Annotated in this window: 20 protein-coding genes; 13 read left to right on the forward strand and 7 right to left on the reverse strand. The window is 71.8% G+C overall.

Going from position 1 to position 19,977, the window contains the following annotated elements; genetic code table 11:
* Window position 1 precedes the first annotated feature (1 nt).
* Window positions 2-1,411, reverse strand: coding sequence for a DUF6421 family protein (locus AB0J02_RS24300; RefSeq protein ID WP_363195848.1), 1,410 nt, complete (start codon window positions 1,409-1,411; stop codon window positions 2-4).
* Between the two features lie 262 nt (window positions 1,412-1,673).
* Here AB0J02_RS24300 and AB0J02_RS24305 point away from each other — a divergent pair, with 262 nt between their 5' ends.
* Window positions 1,674-2,219 carry an FABP family protein gene (locus AB0J02_RS24305; RefSeq protein ID WP_363195849.1) on the forward strand — a complete coding sequence of 182 codons (546 nt, stop codon included), beginning with the start codon at window positions 1,674-1,676 and terminating at the stop codon, window positions 2,217-2,219.
* 357 nt (window positions 2,220-2,576) lie between these two features.
* Window positions 2,577-3,260, forward strand: a complete 684-nt coding sequence (locus AB0J02_RS24310; protein ID WP_363195850.1) for a glycerophosphodiester phosphodiesterase family protein — start codon at window positions 2,577-2,579, stop codon at window positions 3,258-3,260.
* Between the two features lie 24 nt (window positions 3,261-3,284).
* Here the strand turns inward: AB0J02_RS24310 and AB0J02_RS24315 are convergent, their stop codons facing one another.
* The gene (locus AB0J02_RS24315) at window positions 3,285-3,836 is read right to left on the reverse strand and encodes an N-acetyltransferase (protein ID WP_363195851.1); all 552 of its coding nucleotides are present in this window, start codon (window positions 3,834-3,836) and stop codon (window positions 3,285-3,287) included.
* A gap of 79 nt (window positions 3,837-3,915) precedes the next feature.
* Here AB0J02_RS24315 and AB0J02_RS24320 point away from each other — a divergent pair, with 79 nt between their 5' ends.
* Both AB0J02_RS24320 and AB0J02_RS24325 read left to right on the forward strand, forming a co-directional pair.
* Complete coding sequence (locus AB0J02_RS24320) at window positions 3,916-4,308, forward strand: VOC family protein (protein ID WP_363195852.1); 393 nt, start codon at window positions 3,916-3,918, stop codon at window positions 4,306-4,308.
* Window positions 4,309-4,437: 129 nt separating this feature from the next.
* On the forward strand, window positions 4,438-5,850 hold the full coding sequence (locus AB0J02_RS24325) for an NAD(P)/FAD-dependent oxidoreductase (protein ID WP_363195853.1): 1,413 nt from the start codon (window positions 4,438-4,440) through the stop codon (window positions 5,848-5,850).
* Between the two features lie 193 nt (window positions 5,851-6,043).
* Here AB0J02_RS24325 and AB0J02_RS24330 read toward each other — a convergent pair whose 3' ends face one another.
* Window positions 6,044-6,580 carry a MarR family transcriptional regulator gene (locus tag AB0J02_RS24330; protein ID WP_363195854.1) on the reverse strand — a complete coding sequence of 179 codons (537 nt, stop codon included), beginning with the start codon at window positions 6,578-6,580 and terminating at the stop codon, window positions 6,044-6,046.
* A 34-nt stretch (window positions 6,581-6,614) separates the two neighbouring features.
* Window positions 6,615-8,318, reverse strand: a complete 1,704-nt coding sequence (locus AB0J02_RS24335; RefSeq protein WP_363195855.1) for an FUSC family protein — start codon at window positions 8,316-8,318, stop codon at window positions 6,615-6,617.
* A gap of 172 nt (window positions 8,319-8,490) precedes the next feature.
* On the opposite strand from AB0J02_RS24335, the gene AB0J02_RS24340 reads away from it, so the two are divergent.
* The 5 genes from AB0J02_RS24340 to AB0J02_RS24360 all read left to right on the forward strand — a co-directional run bounded on the left by AB0J02_RS24340 (window position 8,491) and on the right by AB0J02_RS24360 (window position 12,172).
* Window positions 8,491-9,042 (forward strand): DUF5134 domain-containing protein, encoded by a 552-nt coding sequence (locus AB0J02_RS24340; RefSeq protein ID WP_363195856.1) that lies wholly within the window; start codon window positions 8,491-8,493, stop codon window positions 9,040-9,042.
* A gap of 104 nt (window positions 9,043-9,146) precedes the next feature.
* Window positions 9,147-10,082 carry a M56 family metallopeptidase gene (locus AB0J02_RS24345; protein WP_363195857.1) on the forward strand — a complete coding sequence of 312 codons (936 nt, stop codon included), beginning with the start codon at window positions 9,147-9,149 and terminating at the stop codon, window positions 10,080-10,082.
* 34 nt (window positions 10,083-10,116) lie between these two features.
* Window positions 10,117-10,788 (forward strand): phosphatase PAP2 family protein, encoded by a 672-nt coding sequence (locus tag AB0J02_RS24350; RefSeq protein ID WP_363195858.1) that lies wholly within the window; start codon window positions 10,117-10,119, stop codon window positions 10,786-10,788.
* Window positions 10,789-10,821: 33 nt separating this feature from the next.
* The gene (locus AB0J02_RS24355; RefSeq protein ID WP_363195859.1) at window positions 10,822-11,517 is read left to right on the forward strand and encodes an HAD-IA family hydrolase; all 696 of its coding nucleotides are present in this window, start codon (window positions 10,822-10,824) and stop codon (window positions 11,515-11,517) included.
* Window positions 11,518-11,563: 46 nt separating this feature from the next.
* Window positions 11,564-12,172, forward strand: a complete 609-nt coding sequence (locus tag AB0J02_RS24360; protein ID WP_363195860.1) for a TetR/AcrR family transcriptional regulator — start codon at window positions 11,564-11,566, stop codon at window positions 12,170-12,172.
* A gap of 8 nt (window positions 12,173-12,180) precedes the next feature.
* Here the strand turns inward: AB0J02_RS24360 and AB0J02_RS24365 are convergent, their stop codons facing one another.
* A complete protein-coding gene (locus AB0J02_RS24365; protein ID WP_363195861.1) occupies window positions 12,181-12,945 on the reverse strand; it encodes an SDR family oxidoreductase in 765 nt (254 codons plus the stop codon).
* Between the two features lie 341 nt (window positions 12,946-13,286).
* On the opposite strand from AB0J02_RS24365, the gene AB0J02_RS24370 reads away from it, so the two are divergent.
* Window positions 13,287-13,997, forward strand: a complete 711-nt coding sequence (locus AB0J02_RS24370; protein ID WP_363195862.1) for a helix-turn-helix domain-containing protein — start codon at window positions 13,287-13,289, stop codon at window positions 13,995-13,997.
* Here the strand turns inward: AB0J02_RS24370 and AB0J02_RS24375 are convergent.
* Window positions 13,985-15,490 (reverse strand): hypothetical protein, encoded by a 1,506-nt coding sequence (locus AB0J02_RS24375; RefSeq protein ID WP_363195863.1) that lies wholly within the window; start codon window positions 15,488-15,490, stop codon window positions 13,985-13,987. The genes AB0J02_RS24370 and AB0J02_RS24375 overlap by 13 nt on opposite strands.
* A gap of 74 nt (window positions 15,491-15,564) precedes the next feature.
* Between AB0J02_RS24375 and AB0J02_RS24380 the strand changes: the two genes are divergently transcribed.
* Both AB0J02_RS24380 and AB0J02_RS24385 read left to right on the forward strand, forming a co-directional pair.
* Window positions 15,565-16,233 (forward strand): DUF305 domain-containing protein, encoded by a 669-nt coding sequence (locus tag AB0J02_RS24380; RefSeq protein WP_363195864.1) that lies wholly within the window; start codon window positions 15,565-15,567, stop codon window positions 16,231-16,233.
* 647 nt (window positions 16,234-16,880) lie between these two features.
* The gene (locus AB0J02_RS24385) at window positions 16,881-18,230 is read left to right on the forward strand and encodes an NADP oxidoreductase (protein WP_363195865.1); all 1,350 of its coding nucleotides are present in this window, start codon (window positions 16,881-16,883) and stop codon (window positions 18,228-18,230) included.
* A 23-nt stretch (window positions 18,231-18,253) separates the two neighbouring features.
* Here the strand turns inward: AB0J02_RS24385 and AB0J02_RS24390 are convergent, their stop codons facing one another.
* Window positions 18,254-18,634: a helix-turn-helix transcriptional regulator gene (locus AB0J02_RS24390; RefSeq protein WP_363195866.1), complete on the reverse strand. Its 381-nt coding sequence runs from the start codon at window positions 18,632-18,634 to the stop codon at window positions 18,254-18,256.
* Between the two features lie 176 nt (window positions 18,635-18,810).
* On the opposite strand from AB0J02_RS24390, the gene AB0J02_RS24395 reads away from it, so the two are divergent.
* Window positions 18,811-19,893, forward strand: a complete 1,083-nt coding sequence (locus tag AB0J02_RS24395) for an NADH:flavin oxidoreductase/NADH oxidase (protein WP_363195867.1) — start codon at window positions 18,811-18,813, stop codon at window positions 19,891-19,893.
* Window positions 19,894-19,977 lie beyond the last annotated feature (84 nt).

Here is a 19,977-nt window from a genome sequence, read left to right on the forward strand (position 1 = left end):
CTCATGCGGCGATCCGTTCGGCGCCCGCCGCGGTGATCCCCTTGGTGGAGGCGATCACGTTCTTCAGCTTCTTGGACAGGGCCTCATAGAACATGCTGAGCGGAAACTCGTCCGGAAGCACGTCGTCCACCAGTTTGCGCGGCGGCAGGCTCGTGTCCAGGGCGTCGGGGCCCTTGGCCCAGCGGGAGCCCGGGTGCGGGGCGAGGTACGTCGACACGAGGCCGTACGCGGCGAACCAGTGCACCAGCTTCGGGCGGTCGATGCCGTCGCGGTACAGCGTCTCGATCTCGCCGCACAGCTGGTTCGTCACCTCGGGGGCGCGGTCCCAGTCGATGTGCAGCTTGTTGTCCGTCCAGCGCACCACGTCGTGCTTGTGCAGGTAGGCGAAGAGCAGCTGCCCGCCGAGGCCGTCGTAGTTGCGTACGCGCTCGCCGGTGACCGGGAAGCGGAACATCCGGTCGAACAGCACGGCGTACTGGACGTCGCGGCCCTGCGGAACCCCGTCGGCCTCCAGCTTCACGGCCTCCTTGAAGGCGGTGAGGTCGCAGCGCAGCTCCTCCAGGCCGTACATCCAGAACGGCTGGCGCTGCTTGATCATGAAGGGGTCGAAGGGCAGGTCGCCGTGGCTGTGCGTGCGGTCGTGGACCATGTCCCACAGCACGAACGCCTGCTGGCAACGGTCCTGGTCACCGACCATCTCCGCGATGTCCGCGGGCAGTTCGACCCCGAGGATGTCGACGGCGGCCTCGGTGACCCGGCGGAAGCGGGCCGCCTCGCGGTCGCAGAAGATGCCGCCCCAGGAGAAGCGCTCGGGGGCCTCGCGCACGGCGATCGTCTCGGGGAAGAGCACCGCCGAGTTCGTGTCGTAGCCCGAGGTGAAGTCCTCGAAGGTGATGCCGCAGAACAGCGGGTTGTCGTAGCGCGTCGCTTCCAGCTCGGCCAGCCACTCGGGCCAGACCATGCGCAGCACGACCGCTTCCAGATTGCGGTCCGGATTCCCGTTCTGCGTGTACATCGGGAAGATCACCAGGTGCTGGAGGCCGTCCCGGCGCTGTGCCGCGGGCTGGAAGGCCAGCAGCGAGTCCAGGAAGTCGGGCACCCGGTAGCCGTCGTCGGCCCAGCGGCGCAGGTCACGCACGAGCGCCTCGTGGTACGCGGCGTCGTGCGGCAGCAGCGGGGCGAGCTGTTCCACCGCGGCCGCGACGCGGTCCACGGCCAGATCGGCGGAGGAGCGCGCGGGGGCGCCCTCGGCGTCGAAGTCGATCGACCCGTCCTTGTCCTGCCAGGTCCTGATCTCCTCCACGGCGTCCTTGAGCACGGGCCACGCGGGGTGGTCCACCACCCGGCCGCCGACCGCCCGAGCCGAAGGAACGATTCCCTCCGCGCCCGTCTGCACAAGAATTTCCGTCATGTCCCATCCTCCACAGGAGAACCTCGCGTATGGACACCGTATGCGTATGAGGTTCTCCAGGACAAGGGGAGCTTCGGGAAATTATCCTGCGCGACCCCCGGCATCACCGTCGTTTTTCCTGTCCCTTGCGCTTGAAACGATGACCTCTGCCACATCCTTGCGGACCCGGCAGGCAAGGAGAACGCGGCGGCCACCCCGATCACGCTGTGCCGTCGGCCCCCTAGGCTTGCTCCGCCACCCCGCCGACCCCAGGAGCCCTGCTGTGTTCGACCCCGTACCGGAGTACCCGTACCGCGACAGCGACCAGCCGGACGGAGCGCCCGCACCGCACCCGCTGCTCGCTCCCGTGCTCGGTCTGCTGGGGAGCTGGCACGGGCGGGGGCGCGGCGGATATCCCACGATCGACGGGGAGTTCACGTACGCGCAGGAGGTCAGCTTCCGGCACGACGGGCGTCCTTTCCTGCGGTACGAGGCGCGCGCCTGGCTGCTCGGTGAGGGCGACGCGCCGTTGCGCCCGGCGGCACGGGAGAGCGGCTGGTGGCGGCTGCAGCCGGACGGCCGCGTGGAGGCCCTGATCACCCAGCCCACCGGCATCGCGGAGATCGCGGTCGGGCACGCGGCCGACGGCATGGTCGGCCTCGCGACCGACAGTGTGGCGCTCACGCCCACCGCCAAGAAGGTCGAGGGGACCCGGCGCCGCTACACGCTGGACGGCGACGGCACCCTGGCCTTCGAGCACGATCTCGCCGCGGTCGGACAGCCGTTGCAGCACCACCTGTCGGCACGGTTGCGGCGCAAGGACGCATAGCCGGGCCGTGCTCGCTGCGGACGCAGGCCGGCCGTCGCGCCGGCGCGGCGGTCAACCCCCGTGGGACTCGCCCACCGACGGGTGACATGGCTCGCCACGGCCGGGCGAGGGGCGGTAGGACGGGCCGGGTTCCTGTCCCGCGCCGTAGGGGAGTGCGTCCATCGTGAGTACCCGCGCCGTCCTTGTCGCCGCCGTCGTCACCGGGCTGGTTCTCGGGATCGTGGGTGCCCGAGCGGACCACTCCGGTCACTCTCGGCGGAGCGGCCCCGTAGCCGAAGCGGGCCGTTAGGCTCGGGCCTGCCGCGTGCGTGATGCGCGCGTGGCACCCGAGCCGCCGTCGACGGAAGCGAGACCACCTTGAACTTCCTCACCATCGGACATCGCGGAGCCATGGGTGTCGAACCCGAGAACACCCTGCGTTCCTTCGTCGCCGCCGAGCGGGCGGGCCTCGATCTCATCGAGCTCGATCTGCATCTGAGCAAGGACGGCGCGCTCGTCGTCATGCACGACGCCGACGTGGACCGCACCACGGACGGCACGGGTCCGATCGCGGAGAAGACGCTCGAGGAGCTGCGGACGCTGGACGCCGGGCGCGGGGAGCGGGTGCCGGTCTTCGAGGAGGTCCTCGACGCGGTGAGCGCCCCGCTGCAGGCGGAGATCAAGGACACGGCGGCGGCCCGGGCGCTCTCCGAGGTGCTGCTGCGCCGCGATCTGGTGCACCGGGTCGAAGTGATCTCGTTCCACGACGAGGCCGTGGCGGAGATCGCCCGGCTCGTGCCGGGGGTGCGCACGGCGCTCGTCGCCAGCCGCTACGGCACGGACGTCGTGCAGCGGGCCGTGGCCGTCGGCGCGACGACGCTCGTCCTGAACATCCGGCGTCTGACGCAGGAGATCGTGGAGCACGCCCGCAAGGCCGACCTGCGGATCATCGGCTGGGTCGTGAACACCCAGGACGATCTGCGGCTCGTCCGCGCGCTCGGCCTGGACGGGGCGACCACCGACTACCCGGAGATCAAGCGGACCGGCCGCTTCACCGCGTAGGACCGCACAGGACCGCGTAGGAGCTCAGACCAGCGGCTTGACCAGCAGCTCGAACTGCAGGTCGGTGCGCTGGGGGATGCCGAAGCGCTCGTCGCCGTACGGGAAGGGGCTCATCTCTCCCGTACGGCGGTAGCCGCGGCGCTCGTACCAGGCGATGAGCTCCTCGCGTACGGAGATCACCGTCATGTGCATCTCACGAACGCCCCACGCCGTACGCGCCGCACCCTCCGCCTCGGTGATGATCACCTTGCCGAGGCCCGCGCCCTGGAGGGCGGGGCTGACGGCGAACATGCCGAAGTAGGCGTGGTCGCCGCGGTGCTCCAGCTGGCAGCAGGCGACGACGGCGCCGTCGCGCTCCACGGTCAGCAGGCGGCTGTCGGCGGCCTTGACGACGTCGAGCACGCCCTGCGGGTCGGTCCGCTGCCCTTGAAGGATGTCCGCCTCCGTGGTCCAGCCGACGCGGCTGTCGTCCCCGCGATAAGCCGACTCGATGAGCGCGACGAGCGCGTCGACATCGGCCTCGGTGGCATCGCGGAAGCTCAGGCCGTCGGTGGCGGGGGGCGGGGCGGCGGTCATGGGCGGCTCTCCGATCTCGTACGGGTTCTGGCCAGTCGGCGCCGTCGAGGTTAACCCGGTCGCAGTACTCTCCGTCGGCATGGTTCATGTACTGAGCAGCAGGGTTCTGATCAGGCCGGGTGACCCCGAGCGGTCGCGGGCGTTCTACGGCGAGGCGCTGGGGCTGGCCGTGTACCGCGAGTTCGGGACCGGGCCCGAGCGGGGCACGGTGTACTTCCTGGGCGGCGGCTTCCTGGAGGTGTCGGGGCGGGCCGAGCCGCCCGTGCGGCCGGGGCTGCAGCTGTGGCTCCAGGTGGCGGACGTGCACGCGGCGCACGAGGAGCTGTCGGCGCGGGGCGTGCCGGTGCTGCGGGAGCCGCTGACCGAGCCGTGGGGCCTCGTCGAGATGTGGATCTCGGATCCGGACGGCACGCGGATCTGCGTGGTGGAGGTGCCCGAGGAACATCCGATCCGCTGCCGGCCGGGCATCTGACATGCGGTGAGGCCCGGTGCGTCGCAGGATGACTCCGAGTCAGGGGATTCGGCGGCGCCGATCCGGATACATGACCGGGAGCGCTCCTCGCCTGTCCGCACACCGTCCAGCCCAGGAGAGATCCGAACCATGACCGCTCCCCGTACCTCGACCGTGCCCCGGATTCTGATCATCGGCGGTGGGTTCGCCGGGATGGAGTGCGCCCACAAGCTGGAGAAGGAGCTGAAGCCCGGGGAGGCGGTGCTGAAGCTCGTGAGTCCGATGGACCATCAGCTGTATCTGCCGCTCCTGCCCCATGTGGCGTCCGGTGTCCTGACGCCACAGTCGGTCGCGGTGCCGCTGCGCCGGATGCTGCGGCGCACCTCGATCATTCCGGGCGGCGCCATCGGCGTGGACCCGAAGGCGAAGGCCGTCGTCGTCCGGAAGATCAACGGTGAGACCGTCGTCGAGCACTACGACCATCTGGTGCTGACGCCGGGCAGCGTGACCCGGCAGTTCGACATCCCCGGTATCGAGGAGCACGCGGTCGGCGTCAAGACGCTCGCCGAGGCGGCCTGGATCCGCGACCACGTCATCTCGCAGCTCGACCTCGCGGCGGCCAGTTCGGATCCGGCCGAGCGGGAGGCGCGGCTGCAGTTCGTGGTGGTGGGCGGCGGGTACGCCGGCACCGAGACGGCGGCGTATCTGCAGCGCCTGACGACGTCCGCGGTGAAGCGGTATCCCGGGCTCGACCCGCGCGGGATCAAGTGGCATCTCATCGACGTGGCCCCGAAGCTGATGCCCGAGCTGGGCCCCCGGCTCGGTGACAAGGCGATGGCGATCCTGCAGCGGCGCGGCCTGCACGTCTCGCTCGGGGTGTCCGTGGCGAAGGTGACCGAGGACAGGGTGACGCTCACCGACGGGCGCGAGCTGCCCTGCCACACCCTGATCTGGACCGCGGGCGTCGCACCCAGTCCGCTCGTCGCGACGCTGGGCGCGGAGACGAACCGGGGCCGGCTCGTGGTCTCCCCGGAGCTGACCGTGCCGGGGCTCGACGGGGTCTTCGCGCTCGGTGACGCCGCGGCGGTGCCGGACCTCGTGAAGGGCGGCGACGCGATCTGCCCGCCCACGGCGCAGCACGCGATGCGGCAGGGCTGGGCGGCGGCGCGCAATGTGCTCGCGGCGGTCCGCGGGGAGCCGCTGAAGCCGTACCGGCACAAGGACCTCGGCCTCGTCGTCGACCTCGGCGGCATCCAGGCGGTGTCGAAGCCGATGGGCGTGCAGCTCACCGGGCTGCCCGCGCAGATCGTGGCCCGCGGCTACCACCTGGGGGCGCTGCGGACCCTGACGGCGCGCTTCCGTACGGCGGCGAACTGGGCTCTGAACGCGGTCGCGGGCGACGACTTCGTGCGCACCGGGTTCCAGCGCAACCGGCCCGCCACGCTCAAGGACTTCGAGATGACGGACGCGTATCTGTCGCCGGAGGAGATCCACGCGGTGATGTCCGCGGAGGTCGCCGGGCGGTTGATGGCACCACAGAAGCCGGAACTGCCGATCACCTGACGCAGCGGGTCAATACACCTAGGGCCTGTCCTCAGACTCCCCTCGTCGCCCGGAGGGCGGCCCGGCGGCGTTCGGTGCGTGCTCTCGGCGCGCCGGGTGCAGGGCCTCGTACGGGGCGTACCCGGCTTTGCGCCCGGTGTGGCGGGAGTGCGTGCCGGGCGTCACCGGGCAGAGGGGAGTCTGAAGACAGGCCCTAGGCTCGGGGGCCGCCGAGGCGGCCTTCGAGCTGGGAGAGCAACTCGCCCAGGAGTGTGCTGAGTTCGGCGTCGCGGCCGCCGTCGAGGCCCGCGAGCACGGTCGCTTCGTAGGACAGCTGCTGAGGCAGGATCTCGTCGACGAGGGCGCGCCCTTCGTCGGTGAGGCTCAGGTGGGACACCCGCCGGTCGCGGGTGTCGCCGCGCCGCGCCACCAGACCGCGCTCCTGCAGCTGCTTCAGCCGCTTCGTCACGGCGGCGCCGGACGAGAACGTCTCCCGGGCCAGATCGCCGGGCGTGAGTTCCCGTCCGGTGCGGCGCAACGTGCCGAGCAGGTCGAACTCGGTCCTGGTCAGTCCGGCGTGCCGCAGGGGCGCGTCCTCGGCCTGCTGGAGCAGCGCGGCGCACCGGTTGATGCGGCCGATGATCTCCATCGGCCCGGTGTCGACGTCGGGGCGCACGGCCTGCCACTGCCGTACGACCGAGGACACCGTGTCGGGCGGCCGCGCTGCCGCCGTCTCGTGCTGCGTGCTCATGCCTGCCTGACCGGACCTTCCTCGACCGATACCGCTATCCGCGGGCGCCGCTCCGCTCGCCCGCCTTGTCACCAGTGTCGTCGACAGCGGTGACCGGTCCGAGCGGCTGCCGCCGGACCGTCGCCGCGAGCGTACGGTGTCCGGCCCGCTCGGCCGCGACCACCCGGTCCTCCGGCAGCGCCCGCTGCCACCATTCGCCGGCCGCCGTGTCGGCGGCGGCGCGCAGCTCCACCAGGGCCCCGGCGAGCGAGCGGCGGGCCGTCTCCAGGGCGGCGGGCCCCGGCGCGGCCGAGGCGAGTGTGCGGTCGGCGGTCGCGCGGGCGGTGTCGACCCGGGTGAGGGCCTGTTCGATGTGGTCCCCCGCGCGCCGGTTCGTCACGGCGACGGCGGCGAGGACGCCGAGCAGCGCTCCCACCAGCGTGTCCACGACGCGGTCGGTGATGAGTTCACTCGGCTCCTGGAACCGGGCGAACTCGGTGACGAGCAGCGCCATCGGCGTCACGCACAGGCTGCCCAGCCAGTAGTTGCGGGTGATGAGCGCCTCGGCTCCGAAGCTGAAGACCATGCAGCACGCCACCAGCGCGGCGGGGCCGAGGTGCGCGAACGGGACGACCGCGGCGAAGACGAGCACCCCGGCGAGGTTGCCGACGACCCGCTGGACGCCGCGGTTCCAGGTCAGGGTCACATTGGCCTGGTAGAGCGAGGCGGCGGTGACCAGGGCCCAGTAGGGCCGGCCGACGCCGAGGGCGAGTGAGGCGTATCCGGCGAGGGCGCAGCCGACGGCGGTGCGCAGGGCGACCGGCAGCAGCGGCGAGCCGGGGCCGAGCCGCCGCCACAACGACGGTGTGCCCACGGCGAGTTCGACCTCGACGCCGAGCAGTTCGTCGTCGGTCCCGGCGATCGGGCCGGGCCGTGGCACGGCTCCGGCGCCGCGGAGCCCGGCGGCCCAGGCGCGCAGCTGCGCGGCGTCCGCGTCGCCGGGTGCCGCGAGGGCGACCTCCGCCCGTACCACGAGCCGCTCCAGGGCGCGCCGCGCGGCGGTCCGGGCCCCGGTGGCGAGCAGCGACTGCCATGCGGCGTGCACGGCAGCGGCGGCGGCACCCCGGGCGGGCGCGTGCTCGGGCCGCTCGGCGTACGCGGCGGCGGCGTTCAGGGCGCGCGCGGTGGCCCGCCGCTCCGGGCCGTGGGGGCGGACGAGCGCCGGCGCCATACCGACGAGCCAGGCGACGGCGCCGGCGCCGAGGGTGAGCGCGAGATGCCCCGGCACCTGCCCGATGGTCTGCGGCGCGAACAGCGACGCGGAGCTGATGAACGTGAAGATCAGGTGGCCGGGCGGGCCGATCCGGGTCGCGTCGCACAGCGTCTTCTGCGCGGCGGCGAGCAGCGCGCCCACCATCACGAGGATCACCGCGGACGAGGTGAGCGACGCCGCGACGAGGGCGACGGCGATGCTCGCGAGCATGCCCAGCACCACGCCGCCCAGGGCCCGGGCCCGGGCGGCGTACGGCAGGTTGTGCCCGTACAGGGCACAGAAGCTGCCGGCCATCGTGTACATCATCAGGTCGAGCCGGCCGAGGGCGAGCAGCGTCAGGTTCGGTATCGCGGCGGAGGCGACGACGCTCGACGCCGGCTTGAACCAGATGTCGGACGGCTTGTTCGGACGCAGCACTCCGGCCAGCGGGAGTCGGCGGACGGTCACGGTACGCGGGGAGGGAGGTGGCGGGGATGTGCTGCTCATACCTAAAACCTTAGCAGGTGTTTTACTCGTAAAAGATGTGCTGGCGCGGTGGCGAGAGTCCTGGGGGCACGTTCCTGTCCGGACGCGCGACCGCCCGTGCTCCTCTGCGCTGCCTTACGCACCCGCGTGCCGGGGCATCTCCACGAGAGCCGCAGGAAGAGGGGGACCCGGGGTGCACGGACCGCTGTCGGCCGCCTGGCTGCTCGTCGCGCTGTGCGCGGCGACCGGCGCGTACTGCCTGCTGCGCATGCGCAGCGGTGTCGAGGAACAGCGCCGCACGGCCGGCGGCGAGGCGCTGATGGGGTTCGGGATGGCGCTGATGGCGGTGCCCGCCGCGATCCTCACGCCGCCGCCCTGGGCCTGGCTGCTCTACGGGACCGTGTTCGGGGCCGCCGCCGTACGGGCCCTGTGGGCGGCGCGGCGCGAGGCGCACCACCTGCACCACTTGGTGGGCACGTTCGCCATGACGTACATGGCGGTGGCGATGGCGGTGCGCCCGGCGACGCACGAGCACCACGGCACCGTGGGCGCCCCGGCCCTCACGGGCCTGCTGCTCCTCTACTTCGTGGGGTACGTCCTGTGGTCCGGGACGCGCCTGGTACCCGCCGGGACCGTGACCGCGAGCGGCCCCGCCCTCCCCGGCTGGGGCGATCGTCCGGAGCTGGCGCGGGCCTGCCGGCTCTCGATGGGGATCGGCATGCTGTCGATGCTGCTGACGATGTAGGGCCGGTCGGCGCATCACCTGTACGCCTCGCCCAACCGTGGCGTACGTCACTTGACGTGCCGGGCCATACCCCTGGCGAGGACGCCCTACATAGGCTGTCGACCATGACGGTCCCCGTAGCACTGTTGCTGCTCGGCACCCTTCTCGCCGTTGTCGCCCCGCGCCTGCTCGCGCGAGCCGACTGGCCGGAGCGGGAGCCGATCGTCGCGTTGTGGGCGTGGCAGTGCGTGGTGGCGGGCATGCTGCTCTGCTGCTGCCTGTCGATGGCCCTGAGCGCGGCCTCGGCCTGGCAGGCGGTGCGCGGCCATCTGTTCGCACCCGCCCCGCACGCGGTCGTGGACGCGTACGCGCTGCGCACCACCGGACCCTGGGCGGCCACCGTCGCCGTCGCGCTCGCGCTCGGCGGGGTCTGGACGGCCGCCATGCTGGTGCGCGAGGTGCGCGGGGCGCGGGCCCGGCGCAGGCAGCGGCGGACCGAACTGCTGGTCCGGGCGCCCTTGTTGCCCGGCGAGGAGCCGGGCTCGGACCGTCTCGTGGTGCTGGAGGGCGAGCGGCCCGACGCGTGGTGGCTGTCCGGCGCGACGCCCCAACTGGTCATCACCACCGCGGCGTTGCGCCGCCTGAAGGGGCGCCAGCTCGACGCGGTGCTCGCGCACGAGCTGGGGCACGCGCAGTGGCGGCACGACTGGCTGCTGCACTGCTCGGGCGCACTGGCCGTCGGATTCCCGCAGGTACGGGTGTTCGCCGCGTTCCGCGACGAGATGCACCGGCTGGTCGAGCTGGCCGCCGACGACGTGGCCTCCCGCCGCTTCGGCCGGCTCACCATCGCGCTGGCCCTGGTCGAACTCAACGAGGACCGCGGGGTGTTCGGCCCCTGCCCCACACCGCACGCGCACGTCCCGCAGCGCGTGCACCGGCTGCTCACCCCGCCCTCGCGGCTGACCCCGGCACGCCGGCTGCGGCTGACCGCGGCGGCCGCGCTGCTCCCCCTGGCACCGCTCCTGGTGGCGTTCGTCCCGGGGCTGCGCGCGTTGGGATAGTGTGCGCGCCCCGAAATGGGTCAGGATCTTCTTCATGTACCCGGCGCGACTCGACTCCCCGACCCGGCCGCGCGCCCCGCTCGCGGCGGCGCTCGCGACGGCCTGCGTGCTGCTGCTGTTTCTCGTGGCGGCCCGCTGGAGTCCGCTGATGGACCTGGACTCCGGCATCGTCCGGACCCTGCACCGGGGAGCGGTCGCCCAGCCGGGCCTCACCCGCGCCAACCGTGTCCTGTCGGACTGGGTGTGGGATCCGTGGGCGATGCGCGCCGGGTGTGCGGCGGTCGCGGCGGTTGTGGTGTGGCGGCTGCGGGACCGGGTTCTCGCGGCCTGGCTGCTCGTGACGTGTGCGCTGGGCACGCTCGTCCAGCAGGGGCTCAAGGCGGCCGTCGACCGGCCCCGGCCGGTGTGGCGCGATCCGGTGGACTCGGCGCACTTCGCGGCGTTCCCCTCGGGCCATGCGATGACCGCGACGGTCGTGTGCGGGCTCGTGCTGTGGCTGCTGCGCCGGCACGGGGCCGGTCCCGCCCTGCGGAGCGCGGCCCTTGCCGTCTCGGTGGTGTCGGTGCTCGGTGTGGGCCTCACCCGGCTCTGGCTCGGGGTGCACTGGCCGTCCGACGTACTGGGCGGCTGGCTGCTCGGCGCGCTGACCGTGACCGTGTCGACAGCGGCGTTCGAGAAGTGGCGTGGCCCGAACAGCCGCCCTTGACCAGCGACTTCGGCACCCCGCAGGATCGGGGGCATGACGATCGAAGCCGTGCTCTTCGACTTCTCAGGGACGCTCTTCCGCATCGAGTCCGCAGCGTCGTGGCTCCGCGCGGTGCTCGACGAAACCCGGCTGACGATGTCCTACACCGAGTTCGAGCGCGCGGCGCGGGCTCTGCACGATGTCGGGGCGCTGCCCGGGGGTTCGACGGCCCACATCACGGTCCCCGGCCACCTCACGGAGCTGATGGCGGTGCGTGACGTGGACGCCACGCGGCACCGGGCCGCGTACACGGGCCTGGCCCGCGAGGTCCCGCTCCCCGACGACCGGCTCTACGACGCCCTCTACGAGCGGCACATGCGGCCGGCCGCGTGGCACCCCTACCCGGACGCGCTCGACGTCCTGTCGGGGCTGCGCGAGCGCGGGATCCCCGTCGGCGTCGTCAGCAACATCGGCTGGGATCCGCGTCCCGTCTTCGTGGAGCACGGGCTCGACCGTTACGTCGACACGTACGTCCTGTCGTACCGGCACGGCGTCACGAAGCCGGATCCCCGCTTGTTCTCGGCCGCGTGCGAGGCGCTGGGGGTGGCACCGCACGACACGTTGATGGTCGGCGACGACCGGCGGGCGGACGCCGGTGCGACGGCGCTGGGCTGCGCGGTGCACTTCGTGGACCACCTGCCGGCGGAGCAGCGGCCCGACGGCCTGCGTCCGGTGCTCGGTCTGCTCTAGCCGGGCCATAATGGACCACAGAGTCCATTGTGGAGGGATGTGGCGCATGCGCGGCGAGCTGACGGCCAAGGGGAAGGCGACGCGGGGCCGGATCGTCGAGGGGGCCGCGGCGGTGTTGCGGGAGAGAGGCGTCGCCTCGGCGACGCTGGACGACGTCATGGCGCGGACCAGCACCAGCAAGAGCCAGCTGTTCCACTATTTTCCGGCCGGCAAGGACGAACTCCTCGTCGCGGTGGCCCAGTTCGAGGCGGACCAGGTCCTGGAGGACCAGCAGCCCTACCTGGGCCGCCTCGACTCGTGGGAGGCATGGGAGCAGTGGCGAAACGTGGTGATCGAGCGCTATGAGGAACAGGGGGACGAGTGCCCGCTCGGCTCGCTGTTCCTGCAGATCGGCCGTACGACTCCGGGGACGCGGGCGATCGTGGTCGAGCTGCTGCGCCAATGGCAGGAGAGCCTGGCCGAAGGCATCAGGGCGCTGCAAGCAGCCGGCCTGCTGCCCGCCGGGCTCGATGTCGACCGGCGGGCGGCGGCGCTGCTGACCGCGATCCAGGGGGGCGTGTCGATCCTGCTGTCGACGGGCCGCTCCGCCCACCTGCGCGCCGCCCTCGACCAGGGCATCGCGGACCTGCGCCGGGAGGGCCGCGCCGACGCGTGACGCGGCCGTCAGGCGGCGATGACGGCGGCGGTGGTGCGGCCGCCGTCGACGTCGAGCACGATGCCGTGCACGAAGGAGGACTCCTCGCCGGCCAGGTACACGGCGGCGTTCGCGATGGCGTCGGGGGTGCCCATACTGTTCGCGGGAGTGCCCTTCATCATGATCTCGCCAGGGACCACTTCGCCCGGCACGGGCGTCTGCACCACCCCCGGGGAGATCGCGTTCACCCGCACCCCCCGCGGTCCGAACTCCGCCGCCCAGGCCCGGGTCAGGGTCTCCATGGCCCCCTTGGTGGAGCTGTAGAGGGCGCCGGCCGGGACGCCCAGGCGCGCGATCCAGGAGCCCAGGTTGATGATCGCCCCGCCGCCGGCCTCCACCATGGCGGGAGCGATGGCAGCGGTCAGGAAGAACGGGGCCTTCACGTTCACGGCGTAGACCCGGTCGAAGGTCTTCTCGTCGGTGGCCACGGTGCTGCCTCCGGGGTAGATGCCGGCGTTGTTGACGAGGACGTCCACCCGCCCGCCGAGCACCCGGGCCGCCTCCCGGGCCAGGGCCTGCGAGGCGGTGACGCCGCCGTCCAGGTCCGCCTGCACGAACTCCGCGCGGCCACCGCGGGCGCGGATCCCGTCGACCACCTCCGCGCCCCGCTCGGCACTCCGTCCGGAGACGGCGACGTGCGCCCCCTCGGCGGCGAAGGCCTCCGCGATCGCCCGCCCGATATTGCTGGTCGCCCCGGTCACCAGGGCGGTCTTTCCGTCCAGTCGCATCGACATGGTCCACTCCTCAGGTCGTTGAGTGGTGCCACTGTGCGACGCAAAAAATGGACCGGCAAGTCCAGTCGACGGCGAGGGCGGCGGCGTTCGCATTTCAGCCAGTCGACGAGGAAGGGGGACACCGGCACCCGCGCGGACTCCGATTCCTGTACGCCCCGGGCTCACCGGCCTCCGGGCGGCACCGACACCGTCCGGAGGCCAGTTCCGTGACGCGGCCGCATCGGACGATCCCCCGCGTCGCCCGATACGGCCGTCCTCCCGCGCGCACCGCACCCAACAGGCCGGTGGCCAGGACACGTTGAGTATAGTTGGCTCGGAGCCAGTCAACGCAGGAGTCAAGAATGTCCCCCCGCAGCGCATCGGTCAATGAGGAGTTGCGTCGACGTTCTCGCGAACGGCTCCTGCAGGCGACACTGGAGCTCGTCGGGGAGCACGGTTACGACGCGACGACTCTCGGAGACATCGCGGACCGCGCCGGTTCGGCACGTGGTCTGGTCTCGTACTACTTTCCCGGCAAGCGGCAGTTGCTGCAGTCCGCCGTGCACCGGCTGATGCACCGGACCCTCGAAGAGGCCCTGGAGAGCGAGCCGCGCACGATGGACGGGGACGAGCGGCTCGCCCGGGCCATCGACGCGATCCTGGGTCTGGCCCGGGACCAGCCGCTCCTCATGCGGACGCATATGGCGGGCATCCTCCAGGCCGAGGGGTTCGTACAGTGCCCGGAGCAGCAGCGGCTCGCGGCCCTGCTGCGCGACACCGTCCTGCGGCACGGCACGCTCGACGTGGACCGGGACTATCCGCTGCTGCGCGCCGTGCTGATGGGCGCGGTGTTCGCGATGCTCGTGCCGGGCGCGCCGATGCCGGTCGCGGCCCTGCGCACCGAACTGTTCAAGCGTTACGAGCTGGCGTGGGAGCAGGGCTTCCCGCCGGGCGACAGCGATGACGTGTCGCCCGGCGGGAGTCCCGCGCACGGCCGGCCGGCCGATTTCTCACGCTACTTCGAGCGGTTGCGGCCGGCCGGCGGCGAGGGCCGGCCGGCTCAGTCGAAGTAGTCCGGCTGCGTCTGGACGTTGAGCTCGTCCACGTGGACCCGCTTGGCGGGATCCGTGCGCCGGTCGCTGAGCTTCAGGACGTCGAAGCCCTTCTGGATGTCGTTGGAGTAGATGTAGCCGTTGTAGTAGTACGCCGACCAGGAGCCGCCGACGACCAGTTGGTCGGTGGAGACGGGACCGCGCTCGAAGTAACCGATCTCCTTGGGCTTGGCGGAGTTCGTGAAGTCCCAGACCGAGACGCCGCCCTGGTACCAGGCCTGGACCATGAGGTCCTTGCCCTTGACGGGGATCAGCGAGCCGTTGTGCGCGACGCAGTTCTCGGTGTCGGCCTGGTGGCGCGGGATCTTGAAGTAGCTGCGGAAGACGAGCTTGCGCTGGTCGCCCTTGCCGACGATGTCGTAGATGCCGTCCGCGCCGCGGTCGGGGCCGACCTCGGCGTTGCAGGTGGCCGCGCCGCCGCCGCCCAGCTCATCGGTGAACACGACCTTGTCGGCCTTCTGGTTGAACGTCGCCGAGTGCCAGAACGCGAAGTTGACGTTGTCCTGGACCTGGTCGATGACCTTCGGGTTCTCCGGGTCCTTGATGGAGAACAGGATGCCGTCACCCATGCAGGCGCCGGCGGCCAGGTCCTTCGAGGGGAGCACCGTGATGTCGTGGCAGCCGGTGGTCTTGGAGACGCCCGGGTTGGTCGGAGCACCCGGGTTGCCGCCGCCGTCCGCGCCCTCACCGGGGAACAGGACGGGGAAGTTGACCACGGCCGCCTTCTGCGGGGCCTTGCGCGGCACCTTGATGACCGAGATGCCGTCGTGCGGCGGCTGGCAGTCGGGGAACGTCGCGCTCGGCGAGTACGAGGAGACGTAGACGTAGACGTTCTTCTTCTGCGGCACCAGGGTGTGCGTGTGGGAACCGCACGCGGTCTCGACGGCCGCGACGTACTTCGGGTTCCGCTTGTCGCTGATGTCGAAGACCTTCATCCCCTCCCAGGACGACTTCTCGGTCGCGGGCTGGGTGGTGGAGGCGCAGGAGTTGTCGCTGCGGGAGCTGTCCGTGGACAGGAACAGCAGGTTCCCGGAGACGGAGATGTCGTTCTGGGAGCCCGGGCACAGGACCTGCGAAACGGTCCTGGGCGCCTTCGGGTTGCTGATGTCGTAAATGCGGAAACCGTCGTAGTTCCCGGCGAAGGCGTACTTGCCCTGGAACGCGAGGTCCGTGTTGAAGTTGGGGAGCGCGTCCTTGGGGATGTTGGTGAGGTGCTCGATGTTCCCGGAGTGGACGATCTCGTCCTGGCCGGGTATCTCGCCGGCGGCGATCGCCGCCTCGGCCTCGGTCTCGGCGCTCTGCGACACACTCTTGGGCGCCGCCGACCTGTCACCCGGGTCGGGCGTCGCCGACACCGGTCCCGCGGCCAGGAGTGCCGCGAGGAGTCCGGCGGCTGCGGCCCCGACTCCCAGGCGTCTGCGGCGTGTTCGGGTGGAGTCCTGCAACAGGGTCACTGTTGTCTCCCTGACTGACGATGACGTCATTGATACGTGAACGGTTCACGGATCCCCCGAGTATCGTCTTCATCATGCACAGATCAACAGATGGCAACGGACTCGTAATCAAAGTTGCTGTTCCCGCGCTGTTCGCGGCACTCGCGCTGGGGTTGACCGCGTGCGACCCGGGGGGCTCCGATCAAGCCAACTCCCCCGCGTCCAGCGGCCCTTCGGTCATCGCGCCGGGCAGGCCCGGGGAAGCCGCGGAGACCCTCTCGGCCAAGGACGCGCAGCGGCGCGGCGCGGACGACCGGCCCAACTCGGCCGACGTCCGCTACGCGCAGATGATGATCCAGCACCACGAGCAAGCGCTCCGGATGACCGAACTCGCCCCGGACCAGGCCAAGTCGGCTTCACTCAAGCGCCTCGCCGAACGGATCGCCGCCGCCCAGGGCCCCGAGGTCGAGGTGATGCGCGGCTGGCTGAAACAGCACGGGCGCGGTGAGACCCCGACCGGACACGCGGGGCATGAGGGGATGCCGGGGATGGCGAGCGCGGCACAGCTGAAACGCCTGCGGGCCGCGCGGGGCAAGGCGTTCGACGAGCTGTTCCTGAAGCTGATGATCACCCACCACCAGGGGGCCGTGACGATGGCCACGGAGGTGAAGAGCGAGGGGAACGATGTACAAGTGGAGGAGATGGCGGACGACGTGATCGCGCAGCAGACGACGGAGATCAGCCGGATGCGCGACATGTCTTGAACCGGCGTGCGGGTCTTTGACGGAGGGCGCGGCCGGGGGGCCCGAAGGGCAGCGATGCCGGATGGGCGGTGGACGGGGCACCGTGGGGCCCGGAGTCGGTGGTGCCCGGCGCCCGGTGGACGGGTCGCCGCCGGAGGTTTGCCCGGAGTCGGCGGCGAGTCGTCGGGCGGGGCACCGCGGGGGGGCGCCGAGGGTCGGCAGCGCCCGCTTGGAGGGGTTGGGCCCCGGGGTTCACCGCGAGTCGACAGCGCCCCGCCCGACTGGTCAACTCCCTGAAGTCCGACCCGAGTCGACCACACCCCACCGGGCTCCCCCAGGAACTCACCCGGGTCGAACACGACCCGCCGGATGAGATGGGGCCGAGGGCTCACCCTCGGCCCGCGCAGCGCCCCGCCGGGTGAGGCAGCGCCGGGCGTCACTCGAACCCCCGTGAACCCCCGCGATCACCCGCAGGTTCGCTGCGGCGACCCTCCGGAAACATTTCAGCCGAAATCGATCAGTAACAGTGAAGATCGAACCCCGGAAACACGCGTACGGTAGTCAAACGATCACTAACAGACAGGCCACGGCGCGCCGACAACCTCTCCCCGAGGGCGCTTCCCGGTGACATGCTGAACGACGTCAGCGCACTGCGGAAGGAGCCGCCCGTGCCGCACATCGCCGTTGTCGGATCGGGGCCGAGCGGGGTCTACGCCGCGCAGAGCCTCGTCCAGCAAGGCAGTCTCCCGGACATCCGCGTCGACGTGCTCGACCGGTTGCCGTGCCCGTACGGCCTCGTGCGCTACGGCGTCGCACCCGACCACGAGAAGATCAAGTCGCTGCAGGGCACACTGCGGACGGTGCTGCAGGACGAGCGGATCCGTTTTCTGGGCGGCGTCGAGGTCGGCCCCGCACTGCCGCCCGCGAAGCTGCTGGAGCTGTACGACGCGGTCGTCTACTGCGTGGGCGCCGCCGCCGACCGTCGGCTCGGAGTGCCGGGCGAGGATCTCCCCGGAAGCTGGTCGGCGACCGACTTCGTGGCCTGGTACAGCGCGCACCCCGACGCGCGCGACGACGGTTTCGTACGGGGCGTGCGCTCCGCCGTCGCGATCGGCGTCGGGAACGTGGCGGTCGACGTGACCCGCATGCTGGCCCGCGGCGCCGCCGAACTCGCGCCCACCGACATTCCGCAGGCGGCCCTCGGAGTCCTGGCGGACAGCGAGGTGCGGGACGTCTACATGGTGGGCCGGCGAGGCCCGTCGCAGGCCCGCTTCACCACCAAGGAACTGCGCGAACTCGGCGCGCTGCCCGGCACCGAAGTCATCGTGGAGGAGGGCGAGTTGGCCCTGGACCCCGGTTACCTCGAACCCGGCGCGCTGCCCGCCGCCGTCCGCCGCAACGTGGAGGTGCTGCGCGGCTGGGCAGCCCGGCCGCGACAGGGCGCCGCCCGCCGGATCCATCTGCGGTTCTTCCTGCGGCCCGTCGAGATCGTCGAGGGGCGCGGGCGGGTCGCGGCGGTGCGCTTCGAGCGGACCCGGCCGGACGGGCACGGGGGCGTGCTCGGGACGGGCGGGTACGAGGAGATCGGCGCGGAGCTGGTGCTCCGGTCGGTCGGATATCGCGGAGTGCCGCTGGCGGGGCTGCCGTTCGACACGGGGCTCGGAACGGTTCCGCACGCCGCGGGGCGGGTGCTGCGCGGCGGTCACGTCTCGCCCGGCGAGTACGTCGCGGGGTGGATCAAGCGCGGCCCGACCGGGGTCATCGGCACCAACCGGCCGTGCGCCAAGGAGACGGTGTCGTCCCTCCTCGACGACCTCGCCGCTCCCACCCGCGGGGAACGGGTGCGGGATCCGCTGGCCGGACTGCTCGCCGCCGGGGTACGGCCCGTGGAGTGGGACGGCTGGCGGTCGATCGAGCGGGCCGAGGCGGCGCTGGGGCTCTCGCTCGGGCGCGGTTCCGTCAAGATCCACGACTGGGAAGGCCTGTTGAGCGCGGCGCGAGGTCCCTCCGGGGCGTGACCCGCCCCGGTTCGACGGCGGGTTCAGGCCTCGCTGTCGCCGAGCCGGGCGGCCTGCCGGGCAGCCGCGTCGAGAACACGGTCGAGCAGCCCGGGGAACAGTGCCTCCAGATCGGCGCGGCGCAGTCCGTTCAGCTTCGTCGTGCCACGGTAGACCTGCTCGATCACGCCGCTCTCGCGCAGCACCCGGAAGTGGTGCGTGGAGGTGGACTTGGTGACGGGCAGGTCGAAGTGGGAACAGGAGAACCCCTGGGAGTCGTCCCCCTGGGCGCTCGCCATCTCGCACACGACGGCGAGGCGCATGGGGTCGGCCAGCGCGTGCAGCACCGCTTCGAGGCGGATCTCCGCACGGTCGGGGTGCGCGAGGGCGCGGCTGCCGGTGGTGTGCGCTGCGGCGGTCGTCATGGCGGATCCCCTTGTGTCTGCTGGTGACGGCGATCCGTGGTCCCTCTACGACCCGCGCGATCCCGGACTCTGCGGTCCCGGCTCATTGTACGAGACTCCTCGTAGTTTGACAGGTGCCGTACTACGATGCCTATCGTATTAGGCAAGCACCTGAGCACGTACGAATGGAGTCCGGCGTGAGCGCGCTGTTCGAGCCCTACACCCTGCGGTCGGTGACTGCCGCGAACCGTGTCTGGATGCCGCCGATGTGCCAGTACAGCGCAGCCCCCGAGGGCCCGCTGACCGGCGCCCCCACGGACTGGCACTTCCAGCACTACGGCGCGCGGGCGGCCGGCGGCACGGGCCTGATCATCGTCGAGGCCACCGGGGTCAGCCCCGAGGGCCGGATCTCCCCGTACGACCTGGGGATCTGGAACGACGCGCAGGTGGAGGCCTTCCGCCGGATCACCTCGTTCTTCACCTCGCAGGGCACGGTCCCGGGGATTCAGCTCGGTCACGCCGGCCGCAAGGCCTCCACCGACCGTCCCTGGAAGGGCGGCGCGCCGCTCGGCCCCGAGGACCACGGCTGGCAGGCGGTGGCGCCGAGCGCGGTGCCGTTCGACGACAAGCACCCGGCGCCGACGGAGCTGTCGGCCGACGGCATCCAGGAGATCGTCCAGCAATTCGCCGACGCCGCCCGACGCTCCCTGGACGCCGGATTCAAGGTCGCCGAGATCCACGGCGCGCACGGCTATCTGATCGGCCAGTTCCTCTCCCCGCACAGCAACCGGCGCACGGACGAGTACGGCGGCTCGTACGAGAACCGCACCCGGTTCGCCCTCGAAGTCGTCGACGCCGTGCGCGCCGTGTGGCCCGAGGAACTCCCCCTCTTCTTCCGTATCTCCGCCACCGACTGGCTGGAGGGCGAGGACGGCTGGACCGCCGACGACACGGTCCGCTTCTCCGGCGAACTCCAGGCGCACGGCGTCGACCTGATCGACGTGTCGACCGGCGGCAACGCCGCGGGCGTCCGCATCCCGGTCGGCCCCGGCTACCAGGTCCCGTTCGCGGCGCGCGTGCGCAACGAGGCCGGGGTGCCGGCCGCCGCCGTCGGCCTCATCACCGACGCCGAACAGGCCGAGAAGATCCTCGCCAACGGCGAGGCCGACGCGGTGCTGCTCGGCCGCGAACTCCTGCGCGACCCGTCCTTCGCTCGCCACGCGGCGCGCGAACTCGGCGCCGACGTGCACGTGCCGGACCAGTACCACCGGTCCGTCTGAGCGGTACCGCCGCACGCTGAGAGACGAGGGGCGAGCGCCGCCACCAGTTCGGGAAAGTACCTGGTCAGCGACTTGGTGGAGCGG

This window comes from Streptomyces sp. NPDC050264 (assembly GCF_040655895.1).
In the GTDB taxonomy this organism is placed as follows: Bacteria; Actinomycetota; Actinomycetes; order Streptomycetales; family Streptomycetaceae; genus Streptomyces.